Genomic DNA, 19,924 nt, shown 5'->3' with positions numbered 1-19,924 from the left:
TCAGGGCAGCGCGTTGAATATCGTGCCGATTGCTTTGATCCAGTCCCACAACGTAGACCGTGTAGTCCCAGATTGGTATCCGCGGCTTTCGCCGGATCGGCGCCATTGGATGCAATATCCGCCCAGGCGGGCTTGACAGTTAATGGACTGATGGAAGTTTTTCCGTGCGAATGCGCGTACCTCGCGGAACTTAAACCGAGGAGGGAATGCTGGATTCACCGGTTGCTTGCCCTTGCGGCCGAAGAAACCCGAATCGCTGGTTTGCCCGATCAAGTGAATTCGGCCGCGGTCTGAAAGCAGTGCTTCAATGCGCGGGAATGCGTGGTCTTCTCCGTACTGGTTCAGAGAATTGACTGCAACGATGTAGTCGAATTCTGGCAACTCAAGGCTGCGAAAATCTCCATGAATGAGTGTGGCGTGTGCTCGAACAGCAGCTAGCGCGGCTCCATCAGTGTCAACACAGGTGAGTTCTCCGCATTGGCTTGCCAGGCTTTCCACCAGCTCACCGCAGTGGCTGCCAATGACGAGCACGCGGGATCGCGGATGGGGAATATGCGACAGGATTTCTGAATAGTCTTTGGACTGCTTCTTCTGTGACATCAGCGCCTAATTCAAAGCAATGGACAGGGATAGGCTAAAACTCTACTGACCTAAATCGCTGTAGTGGAAAATCTGATGTCCGGCTACCTGCTGGACCCGAGCTCGGCGATGGCGATTGATACGCGATTATTGCACTCGAGTTTCTCCATGATGCGTGTGATGTGCGTTTTTACTGTGGATAAGGAAACAAAGAGTTCACGCGCTATTTCGTCATTACTCTTTCCCTGCGCAATGAGCTTTGCGACGTCCCTTTCGCGGCCACTCAACTTATTTAGCCGCGGGTCCTGCGGTGTTGGGGTGGCTTTGTTGAGTAGAGACTGGAGGACTTGCTGTGACACAAGCGGTTGACCAGTTGCTGCCGCGTGGATAGCTCCAATGAGCTGGGCTGGGGGAGTCGTTTTGAGGAGAAATCCCGTAGCTCCACGCCGCAGGGCAGTGAGAACATTGTGCTCGGTGTCGAAGGCAGTTAAAACCAAGACCTTTGGAGCATTCGGCTGGTGGACGATGAATTCCAGCGCCTCTAAGCCGTCGAGCACAGGCATGCGCAAGTCAAGGAGCAAAACGTCGCAGTGCGGGGCGAGCGAGAGGGCTTCTTTGCCATTCGTGGCTTCTCCTGTGCAGGTGACGTGGGGGTCGCCGTCGATAAGCATGCGGAGACCGTGGCGCATGAGAGCTTCATCATCAGCTATTCCAACGCGGATTGCTGGCATGGCAACTCCAAGGTGACGGTGAAAGGGTGGTGAATTACGCTCAGCTTACCGCCGCATAAGGTCGCGCGTTCATGCAGGCCAATGAGGCCTTTCCCCATAGGGGTATCCGGTGCGGACGAAGGATTACTAACTGCAATCCGCAGCGCATCGTCAGCCACAACATCGACGGAGACGGGCGCCTGCGGGGCATGCTTTCGGGCATTAGTTAGTGCTTCTTGCACCATGCGGTGCGCGGTGTGCTTGGCGGCAGTAGAAAGATTCTCCAGCGCTCGGGAAGCATTAGGGCTGATGCTGAGGTCGATGTGAGTCCCTGCGCTGCGTGCTTGTTCGACGAGCTCAGCTATGGTGACTCGCGGATCAACGAGGTCCGGTTCGGTCCGCAGCACGGACAGCACTTCTTGGAGATCAGTCACTGCCGCTCTCGCTTGTTCGCTAATGGTGCTGGCTTGGTGCTGCAACTCCGCTGCTTGCAAGTCGTTTCGGAACTCCAACACCCCGGCATGAAGTGTGATCAAACTGAGGCGATGCGCCAGGCTGTCATGCATATCCCGGGCGATGTTGAGGCGCTCATCGTAGCGTGCCATGGCCTCATGTTCACGCAAGATTGCTTCGTTAAGCTGGACCTTTTGCCAGAGCAGTTCCGCCGCTTCACGCCGCTTTCCTTTGGCAGTACCTGCAATTATGCACGCAAGTATCAGCAAGAAGGTGGTCCAGAGCACCGGCACGATATCGGACTTGTCAGGGTCCACGGCCAAGTTGGCCGCTGCCCCCAACTGCGCAGCTATCGCTCCGATAGTCATCGATCGGACCGTGCGCTTCGACGCCAACTGCACGAGAGCATAAAGCCCTGCGATGACCCCAAGCGCACTGAACCAGCCGCAGAACACGGTGGCGGCGCCGAGTAGGTAGCCCCCCTGTTGTTCGCCCTTGCTCCGTAGCAGGAACGGAAGGCACACCAAGCTGAAAATGCCGGTAGGCAATTGTGCTAACCAGAAGATAATCCGGGGTGTTACGTACTCCGGTGGGAGCGCAGCAATATCTTGAAAATTGAATATCACCGGCAGCATGAACAGGTACAGCAACAGGCCGAGTCCCCAGCTGATAGCTGTGGCAACTTTCCAGCGGGGGCGGGGTGCTTCTATGACCATAAGGCCTAACTATAACGCCGGTGCGGCTGAGCTAGTGTCGGCCGAAAGTATGAAAAACAGTGGCCAAATGACTGATGCGTAGTGATATCAACTTCGGGGAAAGTTGGCTGCTATGACGTTCTTTATTTGTAGCCGCCGTCGGTGGTGGCACCCGATTCTAGAATTTGTTCTCCTCTTGCTATTCAGCGCCGTATTCCTGGGATTAAGCCTCGGTGCGCTCGCTGGCATCAGCGCACTTTTAGGCGATTCAGGCTTTGTTGGACGCGGCTTTGCAGAATCGATGGATATGTATCAGCTGGAAGTATTCGTTTGCGGCATGCTGTTTCTCGCAGTACTCGCACCAGCAGCGCTCCTGAGCGCTCGAATTGTACGGCGACACCGGTGGCGGACGTTACTTTCAGTTACTGGTAGTTTTTCCTGGCGCTACCTTGGTTTTGGCAGCATAGTGGTGCTGGCTTTGGCGGTGTTGGTCTCCATCGTGGTTGCTGCGGTAGAACCTGCGGGGGAGGTTCACCTCGATGTTGGTTTGCTCCTCGCTTGTTTCTTGTTGGTTCCCCTGCAATCGGTGGCCGAGGAACTGGTATTCCGGGGTATTCTAGGGCAGGCTATCGGGGCGTGGACGCGGTCGCCAATAGCTGCGATCCTCATACCGATGCCACTCTTTGTTTTCGGTCATGACTACAGCCCACTTGGTTTGGTAGCTATTGCTTGGTTTGCATTGTGCGCCGGGTTCCTAGCACATCGGACCGAAAGTTTGGCGGCTCCAATGGCACTTCACATAGGTAATAACCTCGGCTTTGTCACCTTTGGGGTGTTGGGATTGCAGGATTTGAACCAGACTGAGATGGGGATACTGGTTTCCGTAGCCGATGTGATCTTTGTCAGCGTCGCGACGATCGTGTTATTGCAGCTCCATCGCCGGATGACAGCTACTCGGGCGCTCACGGCGCACGGCAGTTTGGAGCTGAATGGCCAGCTGGTCTAAACTAGTCGAGTCCTGCGTAATTTTCGCCTCCGGCTCCGGCCGAACGAAGACGTCACACGCAGACCAAATGAAGGGTTGAACCGGCTGTGTTAAAAGAACACAGTGTCTGTACTGCCCAGTGACTAGAAGGAATACACATGGCTGTTAAGTTCAAGCTGCAGCGTATGGGCAAGATCCGTACCCCGCACTACCGCGTTGTCATCGCTGACTCCCGCACCAAGCGCTCCGGCAAGGTTATCGAGAACATCGGTATCTACGAGCCAAAGGCTGAGCCATCCGTCATCAAGATCGATTCTGAGCGCGCTCAGTACTGGCTCTCCGTTGGCGCACAGCCAACCGAGGCTGTGCTGGCTCTGCTGAAGATCACCGGTGACTGGCAGAAGTACAAGGGCATCGAGGGTGCAGAAGGCACTCTGAAGGTTGCCGAGCCTAAGCCAGCTAAGATTGACCTGTTCAACCAGGCTCTCGCAGAGGCTGCCGACGCTCCTACCGCTGAGGCAATCACCGAGAAGAAGCGCAAGGCTAAGGAAGCAGCAGACGCCAAGGCTGCTGCTGAAAAGGAAGCCGCTGAAAAGGCTGCCGCTGAGGAAGCTGCAAAGGAAGCCGCTGCTGAAGAGGCTACCGAAGAAGCTCCTGCAGAAGAGGCCGCTGAAGAAGCTGCTGCAGAGTAATTCCTGCTAGGCATCCGCCCTCTACCGCAAACATTTAATTGTTTGGGTAGGGGGCGTTTTGTATGAGCAGGTATCGCTGTGTGTGTACTCACCAAAAGGGGATAGGCGCTGCGTCCTGCTTCCTCCTCAGGAAATCTCGTAGCCCGGGAATGGCAAAGCGGAGCAGGCCGTGACCGGACGGGACAATGATGAAACGGTCGATCAATCGGCGACGGTACTGGCTCGCGGTGTCTGCGCTGCGGTCAATACGCTCGATGATATCCGCCAGCTTTGAATCACCATCGTCTTCAGCCATGGCCGTTAAAAAGGCCAACTCGAGTTCTGTGCAACGGGAGAGCACCGGCTCGAGGACCAGCTTGCCCAGTTCAGCGTGCGCGAGCTCGATGCCGCGCTGTGCGGCGGCAAGGTCAAGCTTTCCGTCAGTAGCTCGATTCCAGGAATGATAGCCAATCAACTGGATGAGAAACGGGTAGCCGTGAGTGGCCTGCATGGCTGTCTGCAGCGCTGCTGCATCCCAGGATCCGCCTGCTTCTCGCACAGGATCTTGCAGCCCTCGGAGCGCATCCTCCGGGGTAACCGCGCCTAAAAGATGACGGTCAGCACGGCGCAAGAACGTGATTCCGGGGTGATCTAAGAGGGCGTTGACTTCCTCGGGCAGTCCGGCGATTGCGAAGGTGATATTCTTGTTTTCTCGAAAGAGATGCTGGATGGCTGCCATCAGTTCAGCCAATTCGTCCACCGTTGCGCGCCCGACCTCGTCAACGGTGAGGAAGAGGCCATTGGTGGCGTGGCTCAGGACGTCGTTAAGCAAGCTGCGCAGCCCTGGATCGGGCTCATGCTTCTCGACGCGTTCGGTGCGCACCCCGCCCAGCCCTGCTGGCGCGCTAAAACCGGTGAGCCTCGTGCCGGTCGCGCGGGGGTCGATGTCGCGGAGTAGCGCAGGCAGGTGGTCGTCGGTGAACCGAGAAAGTAGGCCGGGTAGGGCAGTTTCGCTGATAACGTGCATGCCGTTGCTGCGGGCAGTGTCCTCGAGCTCATTCAGGAGTACCGTCTTGCCAACTCCACGGGTGCCGATCAACAATAGCGCGCGACTGGGGGCGCCTGGCCCCTGATCCAGCGCAGACTGGAAAGCAACGAGCACTTCTTGGCGTCCTACCGGATGTGAAGGCGAGGTCCCAAAAGTAGGGGTAAACGGGTTGTGCACAGTTCTCCTCCGCTGCTCAGATTACTCAGGTTTCGAGATCTGACTCAGTTTTATCAGTTTTCGGGATGCTACTCAGTCTACTCAGTTTTTGGTGCTGCGCTAGAGTAAACAGCATGGAATTGATGATTGGTCGAGTGGTGAAATCGCATGGGATCCGTGGCGAAGTAGTGGTGGACGCAACCACCGATGACCCTGACCTGCGTTATATTGTCGGCGAAGTACTGCATGGTACGCAGGGTAAGAAAGAACACGAACTAACCATCGCCAGTATTCGGGAGCATCAGGGCCGACTGCTCATCAAGTTCGAGGAGATCCCAGACCGCACCGCTGCGGATTCGCTGCGCGGAACGAAGTTTTTCGCAGACCCAATCTACGATGAAGATGACGGCTTCTACGACCATGAGCTCGAGGGCTTGCACGTGATCCTAGACGGCAAACAGATCGGTACCGTTACCGGAATCAGCCACGGTCCAGCGCAGTCCTTGCTGGAAGTAGAAATCGCAGGCCGAGAAGTCCTGATCCCCTTTGTGGCTGAAATCGTGCCGGAAGTTGATCTCGAAGCGGGTACAGCCACCATCACACCACCCGAAGGACTGCTGGATCTCTAATGCGCCTCGACGTCATCACCATATTTCCGGAATATCTCGGGCCATTGCGTCATGCATTGCTTGGCAAGGCAATCGAAAAAGGCATCCTTTCCGTAGGCGTCCACAACCTGCGCGATTGGGCGACCGACGCGCACAAATCCGTGGATGACACCCCCTATGGTGGTGGCCCGGGCATGGTCATGAAACCGACGGTATGGGGGCCGGCGCTTGACGACGTCAGCCAGGGGCGCGCTGCCGGATGGCAATTGGATTCCGCCACGCCGCATGCCGATAAACCTCGGCATGATGACTTAAGTGGTCGGGAATTTGCTGGCTACGGTACGGATATTCCCGAGTCAGACAAACCTCTGCTCATCGTCCCGACTCCCGCAGGTAAGCCGTTCACACAAGATTTAGCGCGCCGCTGGTCGAGTGAAGAACATATCGTGTTTGCCTGCGGCCGCTACGAGGGTATTGACCAGCGCGTGGTTGATGATGCTGCGCACCGCTACCGGGTCGAAGAAGTCTCCATCGGCGACTACGTCCTCATCGGTGGGGAAGTAGCAGTTTTGGTGATCACCGAGGCGATCGTCCGTCTGATCCCTGGCGTGTTGGGGAACGCATCCTCGCATGAAGAAGATTCGTTCTCCGATGGCCTCCTCGAAGGCCCGTCTTATACCAAGCCGCGTGAATGGCGCGGGCTTAAGGTGCCGGATGTCTTGTTCTCGGGGAATCACAAACTGGTGGAGCAGTGGCGCCACGAACAGTCGCTGGCGCGGACACGAGAGCGTCGACCAGACCTTTTGGACGAGCCACAATGATCCCTTGTAGTTGAGGTTGACCTGCTGCGGGCTCGCTGTATCGGCCCAGCGTTCGCAGATCTTCGGCTTTGCGATGTCCCGGGGTGTCCGTAGGTTTTGGGCGACGTGCATTGACGGTGCGGCAGTGGGAAAGCCACACAATAGCCAGCAACGCCAGGTAGCCTAGCGCCGGTCTCTGAACGATCTTTTTCCGTTTCCGCCCGAGCCACCGGTAACCAGGGCCTTGTTGTGAACCGCTGTCCACCACGGGAAATCCTCCCCGCGAAATGGATATCCATCCTTTAGTTTGGGCTGGCTTTTCGCGGTTTCGCGGGGCGTATTTTCCAGAGCAATGCATGCGCAAGACCCCCTTGCTGCGCGTATCAGAACGGAAAGCGAGCGCAACAAGGGGGCCTTGGAAAAACTAGTACTACTTGTCCTGTGGGAACAGTTCCTTCACATCAGTACCGGTAGCAAGCGCAGCAACAACGAGGATGCGGGATTGTCCCGGGCGGAGGATGCCAGAACCAATCACGCCCTTTTCAGCCAAGGTAGCGCCGCCACCGGCGCCGCCGTAGGTGCCCTCAACTAGGCCCTTGTCCACGCGGGTGGACATCACGACTGGGATTCCCTTGCCGGCGGCGTCGACAATCGCGTCAGCGATCGCGCCACCGACGTTGCCGGAGCCCATGCCCTCGATGACTAGGCCCTTTGCGCCGGAGTCTACTGCGGCTTTGACTAGCTCACCCGGTGCACCTGGGTAGGCGGCGATGATGTCGACGCGGGTGCCATCCAGTGGCTTGAGTTCCAATGCCTTTGGTCGCTTGACGTCACCCTTGGCGTTGGTGTCGAAGCCATCCTTGCTGGAGGCATCCATCTTGAAGGCGCCACGCGCATGCAGGATCTTCCCGCCGAAAGCGATGAAGGCGCCCTTGCCCTTGTTCTTTGGATCTGTCGCGGCGGTCACTGCGAGAGTGAGGTTGTCTGGACCGTCGGTATCTGGATCATCGAACGGGAACATCGAACCGGTGAGCACCACTGGTTGCTCGGTGTCCAAGAACGTGTCGATGGCGATGGCAGATTCTTCCATGGAATCTGTGCCGTGGGAGACGATGATGCCAGTGACACCATCTTCTTTCAGGGTCTCGTGCACCATCTTGAGGATGTTGTCGGTGTCCTTCAAAGTCATCGCGCTGGAATCCAGCTGGCTTACCTGGCGGACCTCGATGCTCAGCTTGCTCTTGTCGAACTTCTCGTACACCTTCTTCAGGAGTTCCTCACCGGAAACGGTAGGGACGAGCGCGCCGGAGGCATCCTTCTGGCTGGCGATGGTGCCGCCAGTTGCTAGCATGACGAGCTTGCCGGAGATTGATTTGTAGTCCGTCTTGGACCCCGCACCCGCGGTCTCGCTTGATTTGGCCTCGGCCTTCGTTTCTGAAGTGCCGGAGCTGCACGCTGCGAGCAGTCCTGCGGTGGTGGCTAGGGCGCTGCCTGCTAAGAACCGGCGCCGAGAGATTCCCTGAGAATCCATCTGTACTTCCTTTCATTAGTGCTTAACTTTGATTTAATCTGCGGCCTGCGAAGATGGGTAGCAGTTGAGACAAAGTTCATGTTTGGGAACCGTTTTGCAGGCACTTAAGTGGCATTCGGGGGTGCCGACTTAGCTAGATAGGGGAGGCGCTACCATGAACAAATGCTTTCCCTCATCGCCCAAGAACTCGGAATCGATCGCTCACAAGTCGAAGCCACTGTCACACTGCTCGATGAAGGCAACACCGTGCCTTTCATCGCCCGCTATCGCAAAGAGGTCACCGGTGGCCTTGATGACACGCAGCTACGCACTATTGAAGAACGCCTGACGTACCTGCGCGAACTTGAAGAACGCAAGGCCGCCGTGTTGAAGGCCATTGCGGAGCAGGGCAAGCTCACCGATGATCTCCGCGCGCTTATCGACGGCGTGAGTAGCAAAGCGCGCTTGGAAGACCTCTACCTGCCGTTTAAGAAGCGTCGTAAGACCAAGGCAGACAGTGCCCGCGAGGCTGGGTTGGAACCACTGGTAGATGAGCTAATTGCTGAGGGCACTCCCGATCTTTCTGCCTTCCACAGCGAGGGATTCGCAGATGACAAGGCAGTCCTGGAAGGTGCCCGGGCGATCCTCATCGATCGTTTTGCCATGGATGCGGACCTCGTTGGTGAGCTGCGGGATGAGATGTACAGCCGAGGAGCGATGCAGGCGAGCGTTATTGCAGGTAAAGAAATCGAAGGGGCAAAGTTCAAGGACTACTTCGAGTTCACCGAGCCATTTCACACGCTGCCCTCGCACCGAATTCTCGCATTGCTGCGGGGCGAAGCAGAGGGAGTACTCCACCTGAACCTGGACGCGGATGATGACTACTTCGAGGGCCTGATCAAGCGACGTTTCGGGCTTGGCGATACGCGGTGGATTAATGACGCAGTCCACTGGGGCTGGAAGACCAAGCTCTATATCTCTGCTGGCCTAGACACCAGGATGCGGTTAAAGGAGAAAGCGGAGGAGGGCGCGCTTGAAGTGTTCAAGAAGAACTTGCGCGATGTGCTCCTCGCCGCTCCCGCAGGCCAGCGCGCCACCCTGGGCCTCGATCCTGGATTCCGCAATGGCGTGAAATGCGCAGTGGTGGACAAGACCGGAAAGGTCTTGGCGACCTCCATCGTGTATCCGCACCAGCCACAGAATCAGTGGTCGCAGGCGGTGCAAAACCTGGCGGCATTGGTTGCCGAACACGGGGTAGATCTGCTTGCAGTAGGCAATGGTACGGCTTCGCGGGAAACGGAGAAGCTGGCTGGAGAGATCGCCGGGCTGATCGAGCAGGCTGGTGGCAAGAAGCCCACCCCGGTCGTAGTGTCCGAATCAGGAGCCTCGGTCTACTCCGCCTCCGCGCTGGCTGCTGCGGAATTCCCAGACATGGATGTCTCCTTGCGTGGAGCGGTGTCTATTGCCCGCAGGCTCCAAGACCCGCTGGCAGAGTTGGTCAAAATTGATCCAAAGGCCATCGGCGTGGGACAATACCAACACGATGTGAACCAGACTGCGTTGGCGCGCGCCTTGGACAACGTGGTGGAGGACGCGGTGAACGCCGTGGGAGTGGATCTCAACTCCGCTTCGGCGCCGTTGCTCACACGCGTAGCAGGGATCACCCCGGCCTTGGCCGAGAACATTGTGACCTACCGCGATGAAAATGGCGTTTTTGCTGCTCGCACAGCACTGAAAAAGGTGCCACGCCTCGGGCCGAAGGCATTCCAGCAGTGTGCGGGCTTCCTGCGCATCACTGGCGCTAAGAATCCGCTCGATGCTTCTGCCGTACACCCGGAGGCGTATCCAGTGGTGAAGAAGATCGCAGCGGCAACCGGGCTTGGGGTCGCTGAACTCATAGGCAATTCACGGGTGTTGGGGTCGCTGAATCCGCGAGATTTTGCCGACGAGCAGTTTGGCATCCCCACGGTCACCGACATCATCGCCGAGCTGGAAAAGCCCGGCCGAGATCCGCGCCCCGAGTTCAAAACCGCCACCTTCAAGGAAGGCGTGGAAAAGATCTCTGACCTCAAACCCGGAATGATTCTGGAAGGTACCGTCACAAATGTCGCCGCCTTTGGCGCCTTTGTGGACGTCGGAGTGCATCAAGATGGCCTCGTGCACGTTTCCGCCATGTCCGATAGCTATGTTGATGATCCGCACAAGGTGGTGCGCAGCGGCCAGGTAGTCAAGGTCCGCGTCCTTGAGGTGGATGAAGCGCGGAAGCGAATTTCGCTTTCCCTGCGGCTCAATGATGAACCCGAGCGGAAAGCAGAGTCTCAGAAGGCTGCACCACGGGCAGCCGGACCACGCCAGCACAAGGCGCAAGGCGGGAAGCAACGTGGCAATGGGCGTCGACAAGCACCCGCTGGCGGAACGATGGCTGAGGCTTTGAAGAAAGCAGGATTTGGTCGATAGTCGCAGCAGGTGGCATACTAGTCCAGTTCTATGTTTCGGGCACGAACCAGCACGAGCGTCCCAGTAGGGAAAATGCCGCTAGGTTCCTCTGTTCATCAAAGTAAAAGGAAATCAATGAACCTCATTGACAAGCTTGACGCAGCATCCCTGCGCGAGGATGTTCCAGCATTCCGCGCCGGCGACACCCTCGATGTCCACGTAAAGGTCATCGAAGGTAACAAGACCCGTACCCAGCTCTTCAAAGGCGTCGTCATTCGTCGCCAGGGTGGCGGCATCCGCGAAACCTTCACCGTTCGCAAGATCTCTTTCGGCATCGGTGTAGAGCGTACCTTCCCGGTTCACTCTCCAAACCTTGAGAAGATCGAGGTTGTTTCTCGCGGTGACGTTCGCCGTGCGAAGCTGTACTACCTGCGCGACCTGCGCGGCAAGGCAGCGAAAATCAAGGAAAAGCGCTAGTTACCAGCGTTTTCCTCAGGGCCCCAAGTCCACCCAGGTGGTGGCTTGGGGTTCTTTTGTTGCGCACTGAGCTTGCGCGAACCCCTTTTGCCGAGCTTCCCAGGTCCCTGTTATTGAAAACGCATGACATCCAGGGGAGTTCGGCAACAATGGTTCGCTAGTCCCGGCGCCAACGCATGCCGTGCTGCAAAGAAACTCCGCACTCTGCTGGTAAAGTTTCCGACTATGACTGAACCAGCTGCACGCAAGCAAAAGAAAGAAACCCCGTGGTACATCGAGATCCCGCTCGTTGTCGTCATGACTTTTATCCTCATTGCGCTCGTGCAGACATTCATCGGACGCCTCTATGTGATCCCCAGCCAGTCGATGGAACCTACGCTGCACGGTTGCCCCGGGTGTACCGGTGACCGCATTTATGTGGACAAAATCGCCTATCGCATGAGCGAGCCGGAGCCAGGCGATGTGGTGGTTTTCAAAGCCCCTGATTCGTGGAATAGTTCTTTCCGTCAGCAGGACACAGGCGGTTTGTTGCGCGGCCTGCAGAACCTAGGTTCCTACGTGGGGCTGACCTCGCCCGATGAAAACGATATGGTCAAGCGTATTATCGCCACCGGCGGTCAGGAAGTTCAGTGCCTCGCAGGTGACGAGGGCATTAAGGTCAACGGTCAGCTTGTCGATTCTTCCTACCAGCTCCAGCCGCCGACCTACCCGGCGAATCCGCAGCGTGGCTCCGAGGCATGCAGTGGCGATTACTTTGGCCCTGTGAAAGTCCCGGAAGGCAATTACTTTGTCATGGGAGACAATCGCACTAATTCGGCCGACTCCCGCTTCCACCTCGCTGACGAGCTGCAGGGTACCGTTCCGCGCGACAATATTGTGGGCAAAGTACAGGCGATCGTGTTGCCGTTTGACCGCATCGGCGCGGTCGAGGATTTGGATATTCAATAGCGATCCGCACTAGCTCATGATCGAGCAAACGCTCATAGCGGCCGGTTTTGGCCCCGTTGCTGGGGTTGATGAAGCTGGTCGCGGTTCGTGTGCCGGACCAATCACTATCGCGGCCTGCATCTTGCCGACGACATTGCCGGAGGAACTGGCTGGGCTAGACGATTCCAAAAAGCTCAGCCCGGTGCGTCGCGCCCGGTTGTTTCCGCTTATCCAGAACTTGGCGCTTAGCTGGAGCATCGTGCATCTTCCCGCCACATTTGTGGACGAATGGGGCATCCAGCACGCAAACATCTCCGGCATGCGGCGCGCAGTAGCCAGGTTGGAGCTGCGGCCCGCCTATGCGCTTATCGACGGCTTTGGCGTACCCGGCCTCACTCAGCCTTCACTACCGATTATCGGGGGAGACGCTTACGCGCCGTGCATTTCCGCGGCCAGCATCCTAGCTAAGCACTCCCGCGATGTCCTGATGGCGGAGTACGCGCAGCAGTTTCCGGGCTATGGATTTGAGGCTCACAAGGGCTACGGGACGAAGGTGCACATGGACGCGGTGCGCCGCCAAGGTGCAAGCCCCATTCACCGCTATAGTTATGCCAACGTTGCTGCAGCACATGCACATTGGCTAGGTGAAAAGGAGACACGGTGAGCGCTGAAGAGCTGGAAAACTACGAGGCCGAAGTTGAGCTGTCGCTGTACCGCGAGTACCGCGATGTGGTGAGCCAGTTCTCTTATGTCGTCGAGACGGAGCGCCGGTTCTACCTGGCGAATGCAGTGGAGCTTATCCCGCACACTACTGGTGGCGATGTGTACTACGAAGTGCGCATGTCTGACTGCTGGGTGTGGGATATGTACCGCGCAGCCCGTTTCGTGCGTTTCGTCCGCGTGATCACCTTTAAGGATGTCAACATCGAGGAACTCGACAAGCCAGAAATGATCATCCCAGACTAGAACTAGGGGCAGGGGATACGATCCCAGTTTTCAAGTCCCTTGATCCGTACGCCGTCGATCTTGCATGTCGCTACATTACTGGGGAGCTCTCCGGTGATGATCTCATGCCGTGGCGGAAAGCACGCTGCGCCCTGAGCAAGATTGTGGAATCGGTGTGTACAGCCGAACACCTGGGCTTCGGTTAGTGCGAAGCCACCGAAGTCTATGAGCCGATGATGGGGACGATGAATTAGTCAGCGTCAAGCGGGAGTATGCCCTGACACTGCGCAGCTGTGGATAGCGGGGGTCATCCACAGTTAGGCACTGCTCGCAGCCGTCCCTTGTTACTTCCTATGGAATCGTCCCAGGTGATATTGCACGATCACGTACTTGGGGGACACAGTGACAACAAAGCTCGGCAGTTTTGGGGAAGCACAGGCAGCTGACTACTTTCTTGACCGAGGTGGAATTATTCTCGGGCGCAACGTGCGCTACACCTGCGGTGAAATTGACCTTATCCTTCAATTGAACGGGCAGGTGGTGTTTGTTGAAGTCAAGACTCGGTCTACAGCTGACTTCGGGGCAGCAGAAGCAGTGACACCTCGAAAATTCTCGCGGCTCAAGCGCGCCGCCGCACGATGGTTGGAGGGGCAGCCCTACCGGGAAGTGCGCTTCGACGTCCTAGTGTTCCTCCTCGATGAAGGCACCGTGCAACACTTTGAGGGGATTGACTGTGGCGCTTGCTAAAACCAACTCCGCGACGATTGTAGGAGTCAGCGCGGTGCCCGTTGGAGTTGAGGCCAATATCGGCCCTGGGCTCCCCGGGATGTTCATCGTCGGTCTTGCGGGGGCGGCGCTGGCGGAATCCAAGGATCGCCTTAAGACTGCGATGCTTAACGTTGGACTTCCATGGCCCAAAACCAAACTCGTGGTCAATTTGTCTCCCGCAGATATTAGAAAGTCGGGGAGCCATTTCGATCTGGCCATATGCGCGGCGGTGCTCTCCGCAACCACTCAGATCGACCTTTCAGAGATCATGATCCTGGGTGAGGTGGGGCTAGATGGCTCGGTAAAGCCTGTGCCCGGAGTTCTTCCAGCGTTGATCGCCGCTCGAGAAAGCGGGATGTCTCTTGCCATGGTACCGGCAGGTAATGAGGCTGAGGCAGCGTTGCTAGCGGGACTAAATATCCTCTTGGTTTCGCATCTGCAAGAGCTAGCCGAATGGATGATGGGGATGCCGGCCCTGCAGCGGCCGCAGCTGTTAAACGAAACAGCTCCTGAACAGCCGGACATGGTGGATGTGGTGGGGCAGCCCGACGCCAGGCTCGGTGCTGAAATCGCAGCGGCAGGCGGGCATCATTTGTTCTTGGTGGGCCCTCCAGGATCGGGAAAATCGATGATCGCTGCTCGTCTGCCGGGGCTCCTGCCGCCGTTGGGTCCAGAACAGGTTATTGAGGCCACAGCCGTGCATTCGGTGTCCGGTTTGAGTTTCAACGGGCCGGTTACAGCAGCTCCCTTCGTGGCACCACATCACAGTGTGTCGCAGTCAGCGTTGCTCGGTGGTGGTTCCGGACACCCTGTGCCGGGCGCTGTCAGCTTGGCACATCATGGGGTGTTGTTTCTGGACGAAGTCAGCGAGATTCCCGCGCAGGTGCTTGATAGCTTGCGCGTCCCACTAGAAGCCGGCCAAGTCCGATTGTTGCGCCAGCATCGCGAGGTGGTGTTTCCAGCGCAATTGCAACTAGTCCTTGCAGCTAATCCCTGTCGGTGTGGGGCAGAAGAGGCACCCGCCTGTACTTGTAGCGCTAGTACGCGTCGTCGCTATTTGAGCAACGTTTCCGGCCCGCTGCGTGATCGCATTGATTTATGCGTTCGTACCTATTCGCAGGGGTCAGTGTTGGGCGGGGAGGCAGAACCAACGGCCTGCATCGCGGAACGGGTGCAGGCGGCACGGGAGCGGGCGCAGCATCGGTGGGGTGTGTTGAATGCGCGCATTGATCCGCGCCGGCTGCGACGGGATTTTGTGGCCGATGACGTCGCCATGGCGTATCTGTCTGCGCTGCTTGCCGACGGCAGCATCAGCCAGCGCGGAGTAGACAGATCCCTCAAAGTGGCGTGGACGTTGGCCGATCTCGCGGGTACGCCTTGTCCCGGACTAGATGAAGTGACACGTGCTATTGAATTGCATTCCGGTGGATTGGAGGCAGCATGACGACGCGGGCGCAGGCATGGGCCTATCTGTCACGGTGTTTGGAAGGTCCTAACCGGACACTCCAGAGACTTCTTGCTCAAGGCCGGGATGTGGAGGCCATTGCACAGGCGATAAAGCGTCGAGAGTCATGGATTGGGGACCTGTTGGGACAAACACAGGCACGATACGCTTTGGATCAATCAGCCCAGGACTTGGCGCATATCCAGCAACTAGGTGGGCGTCTGCTCACTCCGGAATGTCAGGAATGGCCGTCCACAGAATTTGCGCAGTCTTTCGGTTTCGCTGCCTCCGGTAGGAGTGACTGTGCGCGCTCGGTGCAGGAGGACGCGGTTCCGCCGCATGCCCTGTGGGTGCGGGGAAGCAATGTGAGTGAATTGCTTGCGCAGTCTGTAGCTGTGGTGGGCACCCGCGCGCACTCGCGTTATGGAGCGGAGGCTACTCGCCAGTTGGTTTCGGGGTTGTCGTCTCATCAGTGGACGATTGTTTCGGGCGGCGCTTTGGGCATCGATGCGTTGGCGCACAACGCTGCTCTTTCCGCAGGAGGAAAAACCGTAGTGGTTGCGGCTTGCGGGTTGGATCGAAACTATCCGCAGGCGAACTCTGCGATGTTCGATCGTGTAGCAGGCGACGGTGCGATTATTAGTGAGTATCCGCCTGGTACTCCGCCGGCGCGACACCGCTTCCTTACGCGAAATCGTTTGGTCGCAGCGATGACTGCGGGGACTGTAGTGGTAGAGGCCGCGTGGCGTTCGGGAGCGTTGAATACGTTGACCTGGGCGGAAGGTTTTGGTCGGGTAACAATGGCCGTTCCAGGACCGATCACCACCGCTGGCTCGCTAGGGTGTCATGATCGAATCCGCAATGGTCGCGCGCAGTTGGTGGTCAGTGCGGATGAAATCCGGCAGCTGCTATCGGCGGTGGGGAAGCTAGACGTTGAAGCACAGTATGAAATTCAGTTTGCAGCTGACAAGATTCAAACCCTGTCAAGGAATGAAATGCGTGTGTTTGACGCGATGTCTGAAACTGCGCTCAAGGCAGAGGACATAGCTGTGAATGCGGGATTGAGTATTCAACTTACCGTCCATTTGCTCGTTGACCTGGCTAAACGTGGGGTAGTAGAGCGGGAGGGGAGCCAGTGGAGGCGCGCGGAATAATCTCGCAGAAAAATAACACAACAAAAACCTTGCGTAATTAGAAACGGCAACCTAACATAGGTTAGGCAAGCCTAAGTGAAGGAGTTGTAGTTCGGGCTGGTTCTGCAACTCCGACCATTCCTACTAGTTGTGGGCAGTGTGGCACCTCCAACCACCTGCACGCGACGCGCGCTAAGGTTATGCATTATGGGTGAGTTCAAGGTAGTGGCGGTACGACAAAAAGTCGTGCCGCCACTTGCTTTTGGAGTGTCATGGCTGCATTAATACCGCTTATCGACGACTATTGCGAAGCGCTCCACTTGGTCGCAGGAAAATCCCCGGCCACAGTCAAGGGTTACCGTAGCGATCTGACACTCCTGGCAGAGGTTGTGCCCTCAACCGCAGAATTTCAGCTCGTTGCTTTGCGTGCCTGGCTTGGACAAGCCGTGGCCGAAGGGAAAGCCAGATCTACTCTTGCCCGTCGGACAGCTGCAGTGAAGGGGTTTTCTTCCTGGCTGGTCAAACATGGAGAGATTGAAACTGACGTTGCAGCTCGCCTCGTGAGTCCGAAGCCGGGTCGTCATCTTCCGCGGGTCTTGGCTGCCAAGGAAGCAGGGGAGCTGATGGGGAATGCGGCCTCGCACTCAGAGGCTGAATTCCTGCGCGATTCTGCCATTTTGGAACTCATGTATGCCGCAGGCATCCGCGTTGGAGAACTTGTGGGCCTCGATGTGGATGACTTGAGCCTGAGCTCAAAAACCGCACGGGTAACAGGTAAGGGGAACAAGCAGCGCGTCGTGCCCTTTGGTGCTGCGGCTGCTGATGCCCTGGGGCAATGGTTGGGATCGGGCAGGAAAGAGTTAGCGGCTGCCGGGGAAGCTGCTCTCTTTGTCGGGGTGCGGGGAAAACGGATTGACCCACGTCAGGTGCGAAGAGTAGTAGAACAGGCTGCTGCAGTATCCGGGATTTCTGGACTCACCCCGCACGGACTGCGACATTCCTCCGCGACTCACTTGTTGGACGGAGGAGCCGACCTGCGTGTAGTTCAGGAAATGTTGGGACATTCCTCTTTGCAAACCACCCAGATTTACACCCACGTCAGCGCCGATCGGCTCAAAGCGGCTTTTGATCAGGCGCATCCACGGGCTTGAGCCGGATCGTTGGGGCATCAAGTAGCGAGAGCGGATTGATGTAGTCATCCTTCGCCTGCAGCGCGCCCCAATGCAGCCCCTCTGAGCCTGCTAGTGTGCCGATGACTTGGCCGCTGCCCACCGACATTCCTGCCGCAACATGTGGGTGTACAGGCTGATATGTAGTTCGGATGCCGTCCCCATGCTGAATGGATATGGTGGGTTTGCCGGCGATGCTTCCCGCAAACACGACTTCCCCTGTTTCCGCGGCTCGGATTGGGCTGCCAGGCGGAGCGGCGAGGTCTACTCCTCGATGCCCTGGCAACCAATTGCGTTCCGGTTTGTCAAAAGGGCGCTGGATCCCTTGGACAAATGCAGCGCCGGTGGTGGGGGAAACATAAGCATGGGCAGGATCTGGCAACGCGAAAACTAGCAGCAGTCCTACCAGGAACCAGGAGAGTCTCATGGCTACTAGGGTGATGCGTTGAGTGGGCGTCGACAAGCGTTGTGGCGCCAAAGCTGTGGAAGATGGTGCGTTTGGGGCTAAAGTCGCCTGACCTGTGGAGAATCGGTCGTGTTCATTTGGAAAAGCCGGTGCCAACCGCTAAAGTGATCCCTAGCAGTGTGTCCGCACATTGACTACGCGCGTCCAAACACAGTCTTGCGCAACGAGGTCCCTGTGGATTTTCACCGGGTGTTGTGCTGCGGCTTGGTCGCTAGGAGCAGGAGAAAAACCTGCACAACTTTTAAAACCGAAACTTCTACTTGAAAGGAAGCACCCATGGCAGTTGTAACCATGCGCGAGCTTCTCGACGCTGGCGTCCACTTCGGACACCAGACCCGTCGTTGGAACCCAAAAATGCGCCGTTTCATCTTCACCGATCGTAACGGTATCTACATCATCGATCTCCAGCAGACGCTGACCTACATCGATCAGGCCTTCGAGTTTGTCAAGGAAACCGTTGCACACGGTGGCACCATCCTTTTCGTTGGCACCAAGAAGCAGGCTCAGGAAGCTGTTTCTACCGAGGCTGATCGCGTCGGTATGCCATACGTGAACCACCGTTGGCTCGGCGGTATGCTGACCAACTTCCAGACCGTCTCCAAGCGTCTGCACCGCATGAAGGAACTGCAGGCCATGGACGCAGCCGAGAACGGCTACGAGGGTCGCACCAAGAAGGAAATCCTCATGCTCACCCGTGAGCGCACCAAGCTGGAGCGTGTACTCGGTGGCATCGCGGAAATGAGCAAGCTTCCTTCCGCAATGTGGGTTATCGACACCAACAAAGAGCACATCGCCATCAGCGAAGCTCACAAGCTGTCCATCCCTGTGGTAGCTATCCTGGACACCAACTGTGACCCAGACGTAGTTGACTTCCCAATCCCAGGCAACGACGACGCTATCCGCGCCACCGCACTGCTTTCCCGCGTCATCTCCACCGCTGTGGAAGAGGGCAAGAAGGCTCGCGAAGAGCGTCAGCTCGCCGCAGCCAAGGATGCCGCAGGCGAGAAGGAAGAGCCTGCAGCAAAGGAAGAGCCTGCTGCAAAGGTAGAGGTCGCCGCTAAGGTTGAGGCAACCGAAGAAGTAGCTGAAGAAAAGGCTGCTGAGTAAAACAGTACTTTCAAATCCCCTTGTGCTTACGGGCGCAAGGGGATTTTTCGCGTTCTGCGCTGTAAATCGGATTAGGGAAGTCGGATTTCGGGGCGAAAAGTGAATAAAACAATCAGGTTGACAGATCTGCGCCCTAATTCCGACTTCCATAATCCGACAAAGACGTTCGCCAGGCCCAAATGAGATTTGTGCAAAGGACTGTGCCGGGCCCGAACTCAGACCGTAATCCCTGTTAGACCGAAAGGGTTCGTACACCACTCCACCGGACTTGACCCTCTGTCAAGCGCGACGGAAGTAAAAACGTTGTTTCTGCGATTTAAAAACCCAGAACTTTCTGAGAATCCAGCCACAGGCAATTGCCGCATAGCGAGAAAAACTAGCCGGCGATCATTTGCTGGACGGCTAGTTGGTGCACCTGGAGATTACCCCGCCCCATGCTTTACTTGTCAAAATGTACCTAGAGGGTGACGAAAACCATGGGTGTTATCATTGACCCTGTATTCTATGGGGTGGGGGTAGATCTCTTTCGAGACGTGGTATGAATTTTCCTATTTGAACTCACTGCTGTGCGTTACCAAGTAAGCTGTAGTCCCAATGATAAACATGGCAGCGATGATACTTGCTATGCGGCTTAGGATGGTTTCTGGATGAAAGACTGCGTAGACGCAGAATCCGACAGAAACTAGCCCCCAAAGAACTAAGAGCTTCTTTTTCAATCCCTTTCATCCTCTCACTTGGTTACTGAGACCAGCACATTCCAGTGGGGAACAGCCGAATTCCATTGCCCCAAGCGCCACAAATGCCTACTAGGGAAGCCTCTGCAGCGAGAGCGGTTGC

Annotated in this window: 20 protein-coding genes; 14 read left to right on the top strand and 6 right to left on the bottom strand. The window is 57.0% G+C overall.

What is annotated here, in order from left to right; translation table 11 throughout:
* The 3 genes from WG936_RS01770 to WG936_RS01760 form a co-directional block, all read right to left on the bottom strand.
* A complete protein-coding gene (locus WG936_RS01770) occupies nt 1–600 on the bottom strand; it encodes a class I SAM-dependent methyltransferase (protein ID WP_339563682.1) in 600 nt (199 codons plus the stop codon).
* A gap of 83 nt (nt 601–683) precedes the next feature.
* The gene (locus WG936_RS01765) at nt 684–1,310 is read right to left on the bottom strand and encodes a response regulator transcription factor (RefSeq protein WP_339563681.1); all 627 of its coding nucleotides are present in this window, start codon (nt 1,308–1,310) and stop codon (nt 684–686) included.
* Nucleotides 1,286–2,458, bottom strand: a complete 1,173-nt coding sequence (locus tag WG936_RS01760) for a sensor histidine kinase (RefSeq protein WP_339563680.1) — start codon at nt 2,456–2,458, stop codon at nt 1,286–1,288. The genes WG936_RS01765 and WG936_RS01760 overlap by 25 nt, the downstream gene beginning before the upstream one ends.
* 112 nt (nt 2,459–2,570) lie before the next feature.
* Between WG936_RS01760 and WG936_RS01755 the strand changes: the two genes are divergently transcribed.
* Nucleotides 2,571–3,443, top strand: a complete 873-nt coding sequence (locus WG936_RS01755; RefSeq protein ID WP_339571949.1) for a CPBP family intramembrane glutamic endopeptidase — start codon at nt 2,571–2,573, stop codon at nt 3,441–3,443.
* A 137-nt stretch (nt 3,444–3,580) separates the two neighbouring features.
* A complete protein-coding gene (rpsP, locus tag WG936_RS01750; RefSeq protein WP_339563678.1) occupies nt 3,581–4,114 on the top strand; it encodes a 30S ribosomal protein S16 in 534 nt (177 codons plus the stop codon).
* An 88-nt stretch (nt 4,115–4,202) separates the two neighbouring features.
* On the opposite strand, the gene WG936_RS01745 is transcribed toward rpsP, so the two are convergent.
* Nucleotides 4,203–5,318: an ATP-binding protein gene (locus WG936_RS01745; RefSeq protein ID WP_339571948.1), complete on the bottom strand. Its 1,116-nt coding sequence runs from the start codon at nt 5,316–5,318 to the stop codon at nt 4,203–4,205.
* Between the two features lie 113 nt (nt 5,319–5,431).
* On the opposite strand from WG936_RS01745, the gene rimM reads away from it, so the two are divergent.
* On the top strand, nt 5,432–5,926 hold the full coding sequence (rimM, locus tag WG936_RS01740; protein ID WP_339563676.1) for a ribosome maturation factor RimM: 495 nt from the start codon (nt 5,432–5,434) through the stop codon (nt 5,924–5,926).
* Nucleotides 5,926–6,726 (top strand): tRNA (guanosine(37)-N1)-methyltransferase TrmD, encoded by an 801-nt coding sequence (gene trmD, locus WG936_RS01735; protein WP_339563675.1) that lies wholly within the window; start codon nt 5,926–5,928, stop codon nt 6,724–6,726. Before rimM ends, trmD begins: the two co-directional genes overlap by 1 nt.
* 409 nt (nt 6,727–7,135) lie before the next feature.
* Here trmD and WG936_RS01730 read toward each other — a convergent pair whose 3' ends face one another.
* Complete coding sequence (locus WG936_RS01730) at nt 7,136–8,236, bottom strand: asparaginase (RefSeq protein ID WP_339563674.1); 1,101 nt, start codon at nt 8,234–8,236, stop codon at nt 7,136–7,138.
* Between the two features lie 162 nt (nt 8,237–8,398).
* Between WG936_RS01730 and WG936_RS01725 the strand changes: the two genes are divergently transcribed.
* The 9 genes from WG936_RS01725 to WG936_RS01685 all read left to right on the top strand — a co-directional run bounded on the left by WG936_RS01725 (nt 8,399) and on the right by WG936_RS01685 (nt 17,496).
* Nucleotides 8,399–10,672: a Tex family protein gene (locus WG936_RS01725; RefSeq protein ID WP_339571947.1), complete on the top strand. Its 2,274-nt coding sequence runs from the start codon at nt 8,399–8,401 to the stop codon at nt 10,670–10,672.
* A 114-nt stretch (nt 10,673–10,786) separates the two neighbouring features.
* Complete coding sequence (gene rplS, locus WG936_RS01720; protein WP_339563672.1) at nt 10,787–11,128, top strand: 50S ribosomal protein L19; 342 nt, start codon at nt 10,787–10,789, stop codon at nt 11,126–11,128.
* 225 nt (nt 11,129–11,353) lie between these two features.
* Entirely contained in the window at nt 11,354–12,076 is a 723-nt protein-coding gene (gene lepB / locus WG936_RS01715) for a signal peptidase I (protein ID WP_339563310.1), read from the top strand.
* A 16-nt stretch (nt 12,077–12,092) separates the two neighbouring features.
* A complete protein-coding gene (locus WG936_RS01710) occupies nt 12,093–12,719 on the top strand; it encodes a ribonuclease HII (protein ID WP_339563311.1) in 627 nt (208 codons plus the stop codon).
* Nucleotides 12,716–13,021: a DUF2469 domain-containing protein gene (locus WG936_RS01705; protein ID WP_339563312.1), complete on the top strand. Its 306-nt coding sequence runs from the start codon at nt 12,716–12,718 to the stop codon at nt 13,019–13,021. The genes WG936_RS01710 and WG936_RS01705 overlap by 4 nt, the downstream gene beginning before the upstream one ends.
* A 381-nt stretch (nt 13,022–13,402) precedes the next feature.
* Nucleotides 13,403–13,747, top strand: a complete 345-nt coding sequence (locus WG936_RS01700; protein ID WP_339571946.1) for a YraN family protein — start codon at nt 13,403–13,405, stop codon at nt 13,745–13,747.
* A complete protein-coding gene (locus WG936_RS01695) occupies nt 13,734–15,212 on the top strand; it encodes a YifB family Mg chelatase-like AAA ATPase (protein WP_339563314.1) in 1,479 nt (492 codons plus the stop codon). The genes WG936_RS01700 and WG936_RS01695 overlap by 14 nt, the downstream gene beginning before the upstream one ends.
* Nucleotides 15,209–16,366 carry a DNA-processing protein DprA gene (gene dprA, locus WG936_RS01690; RefSeq protein ID WP_339571945.1) on the top strand — a complete coding sequence of 386 codons (1,158 nt, stop codon included), beginning with the start codon at nt 15,209–15,211 and terminating at the stop codon, nt 16,364–16,366. Before WG936_RS01695 ends, dprA begins: the two co-directional genes overlap by 4 nt.
* Nucleotides 16,367–16,617: 251 nt before the next feature.
* A complete protein-coding gene (locus WG936_RS01685; RefSeq protein ID WP_339571944.1) occupies nt 16,618–17,496 on the top strand; it encodes a tyrosine recombinase XerC in 879 nt (292 codons plus the stop codon).
* Here WG936_RS01685 and WG936_RS01680 read toward each other — a convergent pair.
* Entirely contained in the window at nt 17,459–17,941 is a 483-nt protein-coding gene (locus WG936_RS01680) for a M23 family metallopeptidase (RefSeq protein WP_339571943.1), read from the bottom strand. The two genes, WG936_RS01685 and WG936_RS01680, sit on opposite strands and share 38 nt — an antisense overlap.
* Nucleotides 17,942–18,256: 315 nt before the next feature.
* On the opposite strand from WG936_RS01680, the gene rpsB reads away from it, so the two are divergent.
* Nucleotides 18,257–19,087, top strand: coding sequence for a 30S ribosomal protein S2 (gene rpsB, locus WG936_RS01675; RefSeq protein ID WP_339571942.1), 831 nt, complete (start codon nt 18,257–18,259; stop codon nt 19,085–19,087).
* The last annotated feature ends 837 nt before the right edge of the window (nt 19,088–19,924 follow it).

This window comes from Corynebacterium sp. H127 (assembly GCF_037482665.1).
Classification (GTDB): Bacteria; Actinomycetota; Actinomycetes; order Mycobacteriales; family Mycobacteriaceae; genus Corynebacterium.
This window is presented reverse-complemented; position numbering and strand designations above follow the sequence as displayed.